This window comes from Rhodococcus opacus, assembly GCF_012396235.1.
In the GTDB taxonomy this organism is placed as follows: Bacteria; Actinomycetota; Actinomycetes; order Mycobacteriales; family Mycobacteriaceae; genus Rhodococcus_F; species Rhodococcus_F opacus.
This window is the reverse complement of the sequence record NZ_JAAXPA010000033.1, coordinates 23,794-36,256: the sequence shown is the minus strand read 5'-3', so window position 1 is coordinate 36,256 and position 12,463 is coordinate 23,794. Positions and strand designations below refer to the sequence as shown.

The 12,463-nt window shown below is 68.0% G+C and carries 12 protein-coding genes; 2 read left to right on the top strand and 10 right to left on the bottom strand.

The annotated features are described in order from the left end of the window. Positions 1–5 precede the first annotated feature (5 nt). From HGB39_RS31765 to HGB39_RS31760, 3 genes are all read right to left on the bottom strand, one after another. Positions 6–1,037, bottom strand: coding sequence for a sulfate ABC transporter substrate-binding protein (locus tag HGB39_RS31765; protein ID WP_005261261.1), 1,032 nt, complete (start codon positions 1,035–1,037; stop codon positions 6–8). A gap of 181 nt (positions 1,038–1,218) precedes the next feature. Further along, positions 1,219–1,347 carry an Ms4533A family Cys-rich leader peptide gene (locus HGB39_RS40375; RefSeq protein ID WP_368681004.1) on the bottom strand — a complete coding sequence of 43 codons (129 nt, stop codon included), beginning with the start codon at positions 1,345–1,347 and terminating at the stop codon, positions 1,219–1,221. Positions 1,348–1,434: 87 nt separating this feature from the next. Next, the gene (locus tag HGB39_RS31760) at positions 1,435–1,617 is read right to left on the bottom strand and encodes a hypothetical protein (RefSeq protein WP_005247996.1); all 183 of its coding nucleotides are present in this window, start codon (positions 1,615–1,617) and stop codon (positions 1,435–1,437) included. A gap of 87 nt (positions 1,618–1,704) precedes the next feature. Here HGB39_RS31760 and HGB39_RS31755 point away from each other — a divergent pair, with 87 nt between their 5' ends. Beyond that, positions 1,705–3,660, top strand: a complete 1,956-nt coding sequence (locus HGB39_RS31755) for a glycoside hydrolase family 15 protein (protein ID WP_005261264.1) — start codon at positions 1,705–1,707, stop codon at positions 3,658–3,660. 25 nt (positions 3,661–3,685) lie between these two features. Here HGB39_RS31755 and HGB39_RS31750 read toward each other — a convergent pair whose 3' ends face one another. Both HGB39_RS31750 and lepA read right to left on the bottom strand, forming a co-directional pair. Next, positions 3,686–4,624 carry an NAD(P)H-dependent flavin oxidoreductase gene (locus HGB39_RS31750; protein WP_005575146.1) on the bottom strand — a complete coding sequence of 313 codons (939 nt, stop codon included), beginning with the start codon at positions 4,622–4,624 and terminating at the stop codon, positions 3,686–3,688. Between the two features lie 67 nt (positions 4,625–4,691). Next, positions 4,692–6,584, bottom strand: a complete 1,893-nt coding sequence (lepA, locus tag HGB39_RS31745) for a translation elongation factor 4 (RefSeq protein ID WP_005575144.1) — start codon at positions 6,582–6,584, stop codon at positions 4,692–4,694. Positions 6,585–6,649: 65 nt separating this feature from the next. Here lepA and HGB39_RS31740 point away from each other — a divergent pair, with 65 nt between their 5' ends. After that, complete coding sequence (locus tag HGB39_RS31740) at positions 6,650–7,213, top strand: type II toxin-antitoxin system PemK/MazF family toxin (protein ID WP_005261266.1); 564 nt, start codon at positions 6,650–6,652, stop codon at positions 7,211–7,213. A gap of 5 nt (positions 7,214–7,218) precedes the next feature. Here HGB39_RS31740 and HGB39_RS31735 read toward each other — a convergent pair whose 3' ends face one another. The 5 genes from HGB39_RS31735 to HGB39_RS31715 form a co-directional block, all read right to left on the bottom strand. Beyond that, the gene (locus HGB39_RS31735) at positions 7,219–7,980 is read right to left on the bottom strand and encodes an SGNH/GDSL hydrolase family protein (RefSeq protein WP_043794260.1); all 762 of its coding nucleotides are present in this window, start codon (positions 7,978–7,980) and stop codon (positions 7,219–7,221) included. A 131-nt stretch (positions 7,981–8,111) separates the two neighbouring features. Further along, positions 8,112–8,885, bottom strand: a complete 774-nt coding sequence (locus tag HGB39_RS31730; RefSeq protein ID WP_005575140.1) for an aquaporin — start codon at positions 8,883–8,885, stop codon at positions 8,112–8,114. Between the two features lie 64 nt (positions 8,886–8,949). Continuing rightward, positions 8,950–9,780 carry a transglutaminase family protein gene (locus tag HGB39_RS31725; RefSeq protein ID WP_005261269.1) on the bottom strand — a complete coding sequence of 277 codons (831 nt, stop codon included), beginning with the start codon at positions 9,778–9,780 and terminating at the stop codon, positions 8,950–8,952. Positions 9,781–9,788: 8 nt separating this feature from the next. After that, a complete protein-coding gene (locus tag HGB39_RS31720) occupies positions 9,789–10,760 on the bottom strand; it encodes an alpha-E domain-containing protein (RefSeq protein ID WP_005248011.1) in 972 nt (323 codons plus the stop codon). Beyond that, positions 10,760–12,385, bottom strand: coding sequence for a circularly permuted type 2 ATP-grasp protein (locus tag HGB39_RS31715; protein WP_005575138.1), 1,626 nt, complete (start codon positions 12,383–12,385; stop codon positions 10,760–10,762). Before HGB39_RS31715 ends, HGB39_RS31720 begins: the two co-directional genes overlap by 1 nt. Positions 12,386–12,463: the final 78 nt, after the last annotated feature.

The following is a 12,463-nucleotide window of genomic DNA, read 5'->3' as shown; positions in this document are numbered from 1 at the left end:
CGGTCTTACTTGGTTGCGTTGTCGTAGATCACTGCGATGGACCCGGTGTCCTTGGCGAACACCTCGGAGTCGACCTTGGACCAGCCGCCGAGATCGGCGATGGTCCACAGCTTGGCCGGCTCCGGGAACTTGTCGGCGAACTCCGTGGCCACCGCGGGATCGACCGGGCGGAATCCGGCCTCGCCCCACAGCTTCTGCCCCTCGGGGGTATAGAGAAAGTCCTTGAACGCGTTGGCCTTCTCCAGGTTCTTGCTGTTCGACAGCACCGCGACCGGGTTTTCGATCTTGAACGTGGTCGGCGGGGTCACGTGCTCGACGGGGTCGCCGTTGCCCTCGATGAACAGCGCCTCGTTCTCGTAGCTGAGCAGCACGTCGCCGGTGCCCTGCAGGAACGCCTCCGAGGCCTCGCGGCCCGACTTCGGCTGAATCTTCACGTGGTCGTTCACCAGCGAGGTGATGTAGGCCAGACCGGCCTCCGGGTCCTGACCGCCGTTGCTCTTCGCCGCGTACGGTGCGAGCAGGTTCCACTTCGCGGATCCGGAGCTGAACGGGTTGGGGGTCACGACCTCGACGTCGGGACGCAACAGGTCGTCCCAGTCGCGGATGTTCTTCGGGTTGCCCTCACGCACGACGATGGTGACGACCGACCCGAAGGGAATTCCGTTGTAGGCGTCCTGGTTCCAGCTCTTGTCCACCAGGCCGGCGTCGACGAGGCGGGTGATGTCGGGTTCGACGGAGAAGTTGACGAAGTCGGCCTCGGCGCCGTCCTTGACCTTGCGGGACTGGTCACCGGAGGCACCGTAGGACGGCTGGAAGGCCACGCCCTTGCCCTCGTCGGTGGCGTTGAACGCGGGGATCAGCTTGTCGAAGCCCGGCTTCGGCACGGCGTACGCGTACAGGTTGATGGTGCCCGCACTGCCGTCGGCACCGGCCGAGTCGCTGCCGACGGTGTCGCTGGCGCCGCCGCTGCACGCGGTCAGCGCCACAGCTCCGAGCGTCACGAGGGCCGTGAGAAGACTGCGAGAACGGCGTTTCATGGGAGAAACCTTCCTGGGGATCTGTCACAGAGGGGTGGTGCACAAACGTGGGAGGGGGTTCGAGAGGAGGAACGCAGGGATCGCCCGAGCGGGCATCAGGAATGCGAACGAAAATCAGCAGCGCGAGACCGATCGAACGGGTGCGGTGTCACCCGCACGCATTGCTGTGTGCGAGGAGAAATCAACAACAGTCGATGTCGGCGACTGCGAGCATGCCGACAGCGATCAACGCCAATTCATGGCGGACCTGGTGTACAGCGGCTTCAGACACGCCGTGGACTGTAGCAGAGGCTGAACCAACCGCCCACATCGAACGGGATCTACCGGGTGACCAGCCATGCGACGACGACGAGGACGAGCAGCGCGAGCAGCGCGAGCGTGACGCGGGAGCGCGGCATCAGGGTTCCTCCACCTTCGAGACGTCCCGCCTGAGCAGGACGAAGACTGCGGCCAGGCCACGATCGAGCAGCCACGCCAGTCCTCGGCACACCGGCACCATCACCAGCAGCACGAGAGCGACCTGCGGAACGAACGGGAGCCCGGCGATCCACAGCTCGAAGCCGTCCCACCAACTCGCCATCCGGTCCACGGTTGCCACCCTATCGTTCGCCGGCACCGAGTCGGCGCACAGGTGGACGCCGCGACGACGACAGCCGATGATAAGCAGATGGTGTCTCTCGATGCGCACTCGGACGACCAACCCCGCTCCGCCGCGCATCGTCACCGTCGCGCGTTTCCGCCGATCGACGATTACGCATTCCTGTCGGACTGCGAGAACACGTGCCTGATCGCACGGAACGGCGCGGTCGAGTGGATGTGTATCCCCCGGCCCGACTCCCCCAGCGTCTTCGGCGCCGTCCTCGACCGCAGCGCCGGCCACTTCCGGATCGCACCGTACGGGCAGAACGTGCCCGCCGCCCGCCGCTACCTGCCAGGGGGACTGATCGTCGAGACGACGTGGCAGACCCCGACAGGGTGGCTCATCGTCCGCGACGCACTCGTGCTCGGCCCGTGGCACAACGTGGAGCAGCGGTCCCGCTCCCGCCGCCGCACCCCCACGGACTGGGATGCCGAACACATCCTGCTGCGGACCGTCAAATGCGTGAACGGCACCGTGGACCTCGAGATGAGCTGCGAGCCCGCGTTCGACTACCACCGCGGCGACGCAGTGTGGGAGTACACCGGCAAGGTCTACGAGGAAGCCACCGCCACCTGCACGTCGAGCGGCCCGGGCGACCACCCGACACTCCGGCTGACCAGCAACATGAAGCTCGGGCTGGAAGGGCGCGAGGCCCGCGCCCGGACCCGGATGGTCGAGGACGACAACGTGTTCGTGGCACTGTCCTGGTCGCACCTGCCTGCGCCGCAGACGTACGACGAGGCTGCCGAGAAGATGTGGCAGACGGCGAAGTTCTGGCGGGAATGGATCACGACCGGCCGCTTCCCCGACCACAAGTGGCGTGGCTACCTGCAGCGCAGCGCCCTTGCCCTGAAGGGGTTGACGTACGCCCCCACCGGCGCGCTGCTCGCCGCGTCGACCACGTCGCTTCCGGAAACCCCCGGGGGTGAACGGAATTGGGACTACCGCTACGCGTGGGTCCGCGATTCGACGTTCGCGCTGTGGGGTCTGTACAGCCTCGGACTCGACCGGGAGGCCGACGATTTCTTCGCGTTCCTCTACGACGTGTCCAGTGCCGACGACGGCAAGTACCGGCCGCTGCAGGTGATGTACGGCGTCGGCGGCGAGCGGACCCTCGTCGAGGAGGAGCTGCCGCATCTGTCCGGCTACGACGGCGCGCGTCCGGTCCGGGTCGGAAACGGCGCGTACGACCAGGATCAGCACGACATCTGGGGAACGATCCTCGATTCCGTGTACCTGCACGTGCGATCGCGCGAGCGGGTGCCGGAAACGCTGTGGCCGATGCTCAAACGTCAGGTCGAGGAGGCGATCGAGCACTGGCAGCTCCCCGACCGCGGCATCTGGGAGGTGCGCGGCGAACCACAGCACTTCACGTCGTCGAAGATCATGTGCTGGGTGGCGCTCGACCGGGGCGCGAAACTCGCCGAGCAGCAGGGCGAGACGAGTTACGCGGACCAGTGGGCCGAACTGGCCGACGAGATCAAGGCCGACATTCTCGAGCACGGCGTCGACGCACGCGGAGTCCTCACCCAGCGGTACGGCAGCGACGAACTCGACGCCTCACTCCTCCTCGCTCCGCTCCTGCGGTTCCTGCCCGCCGACGACCCGCGTATCCGCGCGACCGTGCTCGCCATCGCGGACGAGCTGACCGAGGGCGGGCTGGTGCTGCGCTACCGGGTGGAGACCACGGACGACGGGCTGACGGGCAAGGAGGGCACGTTCACGATCTGTTCGTTCTGGCTCGTGTCGGCGCTCGTGGAGATCGGTGAGCTCGACCGCGCGAAGCGCCTGTGCGAGCGGCTCCTCGGGTTCGCCAGCCCCCTCGAGTTGTACGCGGAGGAGATCGATCCCGGGTCGGGACGGCACCTGGGCAATTTCCCGCAGGCGTTCACCCATCTGGCGTTGATCAACGCGGTCGTTCACGTCATCCGCGCCGAGGAGGCCGCGGCGAGCGGCTTCCACCCTGCCCACTACGCGGTGTGATCAGGCCGAGGACCTGCGACTGCGGTTACTCCGCGAAACGGTGTAGCAACCGCTCCGCGTCGGCCGCGATCTGCCGCACCACGACACCGGCCGGCCGCTCCGACGTGACGAGACCAGCCGCCTCCCCGGCGTACACGACACCGAGGTCGGGATTCGCGGGGTCGTAGGCGGCGGCGAGTTCGGTGTCGGGGGCGTGTGCGCCGTGCCAGCGGGACGTGAACTCGTTGCTCAGGGCCCGCCCACCCCATCGGGCCGGCCACGGCTGGCTGCGCGCCTGGTCGAACACCGACGTGTACACGGTGTCGGCGCTGCCCGCCGCGATCAGCTTGTCGCGGGCGTACTCCGGTCCGATGGTTTCGGGGCTGGCCAGCAACGCGGTCCCGATCATCGCGCCTTCCGCGCCTGCGGCGAGAACAGCGGCGAGACCGCGGCCGGTCGCGATGCCGCCGGCCGCGAGCACGGGCAGCGCGGTGGCGTCCAGGATCTCCTGCAGCAGCGGCAACGTCCCGATCCGGCCGGTGTGGCCGCCCGCCTCGGCGCCCTGGGCGATGACGAAGTCGACGCCCGCCGCCTCCACGACCCGCAGATCGTCGACCGTGTTCACCTGCGACATCACGAGCGCCCCGGTGGCGTGCACCCGCTCCACGTAGGGCGCGGGATCACCGAACGACAGCGACACGACCCGCGGGTTCTCCGCCAGCGCGGCGTCGAGCAGAGCGTCGTCGTCGTCGAGCGCCCAGGTCATCAACCCGATACCGAAGGCGTCGCCGCCGATGCTCCGCGCGACCGCCGTCTCCTTCGCCACCCACTCCGGGGTGGCGTAGCGCGCCGCGCCGAGCAGGCCGAGCCCACCCGCCTTCGACACCTCGCCGACGAGGGCCCCGCCGGCCCGTCCGCCCATCGGGGCGCCGAAGATCGGTACCTCGATTCCCAGTGTCCGGGTGAGCCAGGTTTCGAGGGCCACGTGCCGCACCTACTTTCGATCAGACGTCGACGGAGGAGAACCAACCGAGCGATCGCGCACGATCGCGCTACTTCTTCGGCTTGTCCCCGACCGATTCGGACGACAATGCGGCCACGAAGGCCTCCTGCGGAACCTCGACCCGGCCGATGGTCTTCATCCGCTTCTTGCCTTCCTTCTGCTTCTCGAGCAGCTTGCGCTTACGGCTGATGTCGCCGCCGTAGCACTTGGCGAGCACGTCCTTGCGGATCGCGCGGATGTTCTCACGCGAGATGATCTTCGAGCCGATCGCCGCCTGGATCGGCACCTCGAACTGCTGCCGGGGAATCAGCTCACGCAGCTTCGACGTCATCCGTCCGCCGTACGCGCCGGCCGCGGAGCGGTGCACGATCGACGAGAACGCGTCGACCGCCTCACCCTGCAGCAGGATGTCCACCTTCACCAGGTCGGCCTGCTGCTCGCCGGCCTCCTCGTAGTCGAGGCTGGCGTACCCCTTGGTCCGCGACTTCAGGGCGTCGAAGAAGTCGAACATGATCTCGCCCATGGGCATCTCGTAGCGAAGCTCGACCCGGGTCTCGGACAGGTAGTCCATGCCGCCGAGTTCACCGCGCCGGTTCTGGCAGAGCTCCATGATCGCGCCGATGAACTCGCTCGGCGCGATGACGGTGCACTTCACCATCGGCTCGTAGACCTCGCGGATCTTGCCCTCCGGCCAGTACGACGGGTTGGTGACGACGTGCTCGGAGCCGTCCTCCATCACCACCCGGTACACCACGTTCGGCGAGGTCGAGATCAGTTCGAGCCCGAATTCGCGCTCGAGGCGGTCGCGGGTGATCTCCATGTGCAGCAGTCCGAGGAATCCGCAACGGAAACCGAACCCGAGCGCCACCGACGTCTCCGGCTCGTAGGCCAGGGCGGCGTCGTTGAGCCGCAACTTGTCCAGGGCGTCGCGCAGCACCGGATAATCCGACCCGTCGAGCGGATAGAGGCCGGAGTAGACCATCGGCTTGGGGTCGCGGTACCCCACGAGGGGTTCCGTCGCACCGCCGCGCGCGGCGGTGACCGTGTCGCCGACCCGCGACTGCCGGACGTCCTTCACACCGGTGATGAGGTAACCCACCTCGCCGACGCCGAGGCCGATACTGGCCTTCGGTTCGGGCGAGATGATGCCGACCTCGATCAGATCGTGGGTGGTGCCCGTCGACATCATGGTGATCTTCTCGCGCGGCGAGATCCGGCCGTCGACGACGCGCACGTAGGTGACGACTCCGCGGTAGGCGTCGTACACGGAGTCGAAGATCATGGCGCGCGCCGGACCGTCGGGGTCGCCGACGGGGGCGGGGATCTGCCGCACGACCTCGTCGAGCAGTTCCTTCACACCCACGCCGGTCTTGCCGGACACGCGCAGCACGTCCCCCGGTTCGCACCCGGTGATGTGCGCGATCTCCTCGGCGTACCGGTCGGGGTCGGCGGCGGGCAGGTCGATCTTGTTGAGCACCGGGATGATGGTGAGGTCCTTCTCCATCGCCAGGTACAGGTTGGCGAGAGTCTGGGCCTCGATACCCTGCGCGGCATCCACCAGCAGGACCGCACCCTCGCAGGCCTCGAGTGCGCGCGAGACCTCGTACGTGAAGTCGACGTGCCCGGGGGTGTCGATGAGGTGGATGACGAACTCCTCGTCGCCCACCTTCCACGGGAGCCGCACGTTCTGCGCCTTGATCGTGATGCCACGCTCGCGTTCGATGTCCATGCGGTCGAGGTACTGGGCACGCATCTGCCGCTCCTCGACCACACCGGTGAGCTGCAGCATGCGGTCGGCCAGCGTCGACTTGCCGTGATCGATGTGCGCGATGATGCAGAAATTCCGGATCCGGGCAGGATCCGTGAACGTCTTGTCGGCGAAACTGCTGATGGGGGACCCCTTACCTGGACCGGCACCGGCCCGGTTCCGGACCACTGTCACCTGTCAGGATATCCAAGCCACCGCGTTGCGGCTGCCGCGGCATACACGCACTAAGCTCGGCGGCCATGGCGAGCACGTGGAGCAGCATCGGGAAGACGTTGGGTCGACTTGCACGGGACAAGGGCCCGCAGCTTCTCCAGCAGTTGCAGAAGTCCGGCGCGCTGGACCGCGCGGCCGGTGTCCTGACCGGGTCGACGGCCGCCGCGCCGAAGCCGGCCCCGGGTCGTCCGGTCACCGCGAACTCCGCCCCGACAGCCCATCGGGCACGGAGGGTGGAGTACTCCCCCGACCTGGACGGTCGCGCGGATCCCGGCGAAATCGTCTGGACGTGGGTGGCGTACGAGGAGGATCCGAGCCAGGGCAAGGACCGCCCGGTGCTCGTCGTCGGACGCGATGGCGACACCCTGATGGGGTTGATGCTGTCCTCGCAGAGCAAGCACGACGGCGACCGGGACTGGATCGCGGTCGGCACGGGGGCGTGGGATGCGGAGGGCCGTCCGAGCTGGATCCGCCTGGACCGGGTGCTGGACGTGCCGGAGGCGGGGATCCGCCGCGAGGGTGCCGTGATGGCCCGGGACACGTTCGAGATCGTGGCGCGGCGTCTGCGGGCGGACTTCAGCTGGCAGTGACGCGGTCACCGGCCTAGATCTTCGGCGATCATCTCGGCGATCGCGGTCATCGCGAGCGCGTTGGGGTGTGCCGGTTCGGCGGGTGACTGCGGCAGGATGCCCTCGAACCATCGCTGTCCCGCCGGCGCGCAGGCGTCGTGCCCACCGTCCACGGCGGCCGTCGCGATGTCGACGTAGTGCACGCCGTACCTGGCCGCGGCCTGGGCGTAGATCTGGTTGAACCGTGCGAAGTATTGCTCGAGCCAGACCGCGTCCGCGTCGGACACGGGCAGGTTCGGCCAGCAGCCGCGTCGTCCGACGGAGCCGCCGTGCCCGATCAGGTAGACCTCGGCGTTCGGCGCCTTCGCGAGGATCGCAGCCACCACGGCGTCGACCTGGGGCGCCATCTGCGCGATCCCCTCGACCGTGAGTTGCTCCGCCCGTGGGTTGTTGCGGCAACCGGCATCTGCGCCGGGAACGACGGCGCCGCATCGCACCGACACGGGCAGGTGATTGGAACCGCCCCCGCCGATGCTGAGCGTCACGACGTCGGTGTCCGGGCGGAGCGCGTCGATCTGCGGCGGAGCGAATCCCGTCCCCACGAACTGCGGCGTGCTGATCACGTGGGCGGGTTTCGCGGCGGAACAGGTGACGTCGACGACGGTGGCCGCGCCGATCAGCCGCGCCAGCTTCGCCGGGTAGTTCAGGTCCGGTGATCGCAGGCACAGGTCGCGGTGCTCGGAGAACTCGATGAGCGGCCCGGCCGCCCGGGAGTCGCCGAGTGCCACATATGTCGGTCCCCGCCGCGGCGCGTCCTCGGCGGTCGCGGTCGCCGGGATCACCCCGGTGAGCGCGAGAACGACGCACGTGAGGATTGCGGCTCGCAGGGCGCGCCGGTCCGGGACGGGTCGGTGGGTGCTCAGCTCTGCAGTCGGTCGTACCGGCCGAACAGCGACCGGTACACCAGCGCTCCCACCGCGCCACCGATCAACGGGAACACGATGAACAGCCAGACCTGAGCGAGCGCGCCGTTCTGGTACGGCGCGACGGCGAGACTGCGGGCGGGGTTGACGGACGTGTTGTCGATCGGGATCGACACGAGGTGGATCACGGCGAGCGTGAATCCGATGGAGACACCGGCGAGGGGGACGTCGGAGATCTGGTCGGTGGATGCGAGGACCACGAACACGAGCAGCGCGGTGAGCAGGACTTCGATGATCATCGCCGCACCGATGCCGTACCCGTTCTCGATGACCCCGCCGAGCGGCCCCTTGATGGCGGACGGGCTGTGGGCTCCCCAGCCGTTGGCGCCGAGACCGTCGGCGGCCCGGTTGTACGAGGGCAGGCTCTGCGCGATCGCATAGACCACCACTCCGGCGACGAGACCGCCGATGACCTGTGCCACGACGTACAACCCCGCCTTCGCGACGGACAACCGGCCGAGCGCGAGGTGTCCGACGGTGACGGCCGGGTTGACGTGGCAGCCCGAGATCGGGCCGATGGCGTAGACGAGGAAGAGGAGCGTCAGTCCGAATGCCAGTGCCACACCGAGGTTTCCGACCTTGGCTCCGGCGAAGACCGCCGTACCCACCGCCGCGAAGACGAGTACGAACGTACCGACCGCCTCTGCTACGTATTTCTTGAGATCCGAGATCGGTTCGACTTCTACGTATTCCTGTGCGGTTGGAGACATTGAACCCACCTTCGTCGAAATGGATCGTTAGTCCTGCTTTCCACAGAGAGATCTGGCTGGCACTTTACGCCAGGCGTGTGATCTCCACGACGACTTCGAGATCTGTCGCCCGGCCACCGGAGAAGATGCCCTTGAGCGGCGGAACGTCCGCGTAGTCCCGTCCGATACCCACCGACACGTGCTGTTCGTTCACCGCGACGGCGTTGGTGGGGTCGTATCCCCACCATGCACCGGTCCATGCCTCGACCCACGCGTGACTCTCCCCCGCCACCGTGTCGTCCACCGCCGCATCGGGTTTCGGGTGCAGATAGCCGGACACGTAGCGACTCGGAATCCCCATACTGCGCAGAAGGACCAGCGTCAGGTGCGCGTAGTCCTGGCACACGCCCTGCCGCTCGGCCCAGGCGTCGACCGCGGACGTGTGGACGCCCGTCGTGCCCGGAACGTAATCCATCTCCCGATGCACCCAGTCCGCCGCCGCGACAACGGCTTCGTCGGGAGTGCGGCCCTTGCGGAGGTCCCGGGCGATCGTGTCGAGCTTGCGGCTGCGCGGCACGAACGTCGTGTTGCTCAGCTGTTCGTTGAACCGGTCGGTGAGCGGAGGGCTGACCAGCTCGTCCCAGTCCACCTTCTCCTCCGGCTCCCAGAACGGTTCGGTCTCGACCACGGACAGCCCGGTGACCTCGAGTTCCTTGTGCGGCGCATGGAGATCGAACGCGGTGACGGCGGTGCCCCAGTAGTCGGTGTAGCGGTACGACCGCGTCGCCGGCGTCGTTTCGACCCGGTTCAGGATCACCGTCTGCCTGCTGTCACCGCGAGGGGTGAGTCGCGCCTCGTTGTACGAGGACGTGACCGGTGCGTCGTAGGCATACCCGGTGGTGTGCACGACTCTCATACGCCAGCTCACAGCTCTCCCTCCACGACGGCTTCGCCGCCGACGGCCCGTGCATCGGTCCACGCCACCCACGGCGCGGCGTGAAAATACTGCAGCGCGATGGCTTCTCCGAGCTCGCGGCAAGTTTCCTGCAACCCCGCGAGCCGATCCTGGAGATCCTCGAGGAGCACGCCGGGCGGCAGGAACTCGAGTTCGCTGCGGGCCCTGCCGAGGAGACGCTGCGCCTCGGCCCTGGGTCCGACGCGGCTGTCGGGCTGGTGGTCGAGTTCGGCGAGGCACAACTCCGCCTGCCGGATGGCGTGGAACACCGACCGCGGAAACAGCCGGTCCAGCAGGATGAACTCGACCACCCGGTTGGCGTCCAGCGCGCCGCGGTATGTGCGCAGGTAGGTGTCGTGGGCTCCCGCGGAGCGCAGCACCGTCACCCACGCCGGCGAGGACGGGCGGTCGCCCGCACGGGACAACAGCATCCGCGCGAGCATGTCGACGCGTTCGATCGAGCGGCCGAGCAGCAGGAAGCGGTATCCGTCGTCGCGGCTCATCGTCGAATCGGCCAGACCCGCGAACATCGCCGCGCGTTCCTCCACGTACCGGAAGAACTCGTGCGGCCCGAGACGCTTGGACGCCCGCTCCCGTTCGGCGAGGCCGTTGTACGTGGTGTTGAGGCACTCCCACATCTCGCTGGACGTGACCTCCCGGGCACCCCGCGCGTTCTCGCGGGCGCTGGCGAGGGAGTCGATGATCGAGCCCACCTGGTTGCGGCTGAACGCCACCAGTTCCGTCACCGACCGGACGTCGAGTTCGGTGTCGGGCGCTTCGATGCCGAGCACCCGCAGCAGCAACCGGGACGTGCGGTCCGGGTCCACCGAGGCGTCGTCGAGCAGTTGATGCACGGCGACGTCGAGAATGCGGGCCATGTCGTCGGCCCGCTCGACGTACCGGCCGATCCAGTACAGCGATTCCGCGTTCCTCGCGAGCATCAGCGATCACCTCCCTGGCCCTGTTGCTGCTGCTGTTGCTGTTGTTGTTGCAGTTGAGTCGTGCTGAGTTCGGGTCCCTGCTCGGCCTCGGCGGACTGCGCAGGCTCGGCCACGAGCTCCTCACCTGCGAGTTCCCGCTCCTCGTCGGAGCTCCTGCTCGCGAGCACCCACGTGTCCTTGCTGCCGCCGCCCTGGCTGGAGTTCACGACGAGAGACCCCTCGGGCAGGGCCACGCGGGTGAGCCCGCCCGGCAGCACCCACACGTCGTCACCGTCGTTGACCGCGAAGGGCCGCAGATCGACGTGCCGGGGAACCAGTTCGTCCCCGACCTTGGTGGGCACCGTGGACAGCTGGACGACGGGCTGCGCGATCCACCCGCGCGGGTCCGCCTTGATCTTCCGGGCGATCGTGTTCAGTTCCTTGGGTGATGCGTCGGGGCCGAAGACGATGCCGTAGCCGCCGGAACCCTCCACCGGTTTGATCACCAGTTCGTCGACCCGGTCCAGGACCTGTTCGCACTCCTCGTCGAGCCAGCACCGGAATGTGTCGACGTTCGCGAGCAACGGCTTCTCACCGAGGTAGTAGTCGATGATCTGCGGGACGTAGGTGTAGACGAGCTTGTCGTCACCGACCCCGTTGCCGACGGCACTCGAGATGACGACGTTGCCCGCCCGGGCCGCGTTCAGCACGCCGGCCACCCCGAGCACGGAATCCGGGCGGAAGTGCATGGGGTCGAGGTAGTCGTCGTCGATGCGGCGGTAGATGACGTCGACCTGGCGTTCGCCCTCGGTCGTGCGCATGTAGACCATGTTGTCGCGGCAGAACAGGTCGCGGCCCTCGACCAGTTCGACACCCATCTGGCGCGCGAGCAGCGAATGCTCGAAGTACGCGGAGTTCGCGACCCCGGGCGTCAGCACCACGACGGTCGGGTCGGCCTCGTTGAGGGCGGCGGAAGCGCGCAGCGCCCGCAACAGATGGGAGGCGTAGTCGCCGACGGACCGCACACGGTGTGACATGAACAGGTCGGGGAACACCCGCGCCATCGTGCGGCGGTTCTCCATGACGTACGACACTCCCGACGGCGAACGCAGGTTGTCCTCCAGTACGCGGAACACCCCGTTCTCGTCGCGGACGAGGTCGATTCCGGCGACGTGGATCCGCACCCCGTTCGGCGGGACGATCCCGGAGGCCGCCCGGTGGAAGTGCTCGCACGAGGTGACCAACCGCTTCGGCAGCACGTGGTCACGCAGGATGCGCTGTTCCCCGTACACGTCGTCGAGGAACATCTCGAGCGCCTGCACGCGCTGCTTGATGCCTTTCTCGAGACGCGTCCACTCGGCAGCGGCGATGACCCGAGGAACCAGATCGAGCGGGAAGGGTCGCTCCTGACCGGACAGCGAGAACGTCACGCCCTGGTCGATGAACGCCCGGCCGAGGGCGTCGGATCGGGCGGCGAGATCGGCTCGGTCCGCGGGCTCGAGCGCCTTGAAGACGCCTTTGTAGGGCGGGCGGACGGTGCCGTCGCGGTCGAACATCTCGTCGAACGCCAGCCCGTAGCGCCCGATGTCGGTGTACCCGTCGAACACGTGGGCGGGTTCTGCGGGCTTGCGCGGCCGGGCGGTCACCCGCGTCCGCGGCTGGGTTCCCGATGCCTTCGCACCCGCCTGCGTGCTTCCCCCCGATTTTCGGACGGGGGCTTTCGA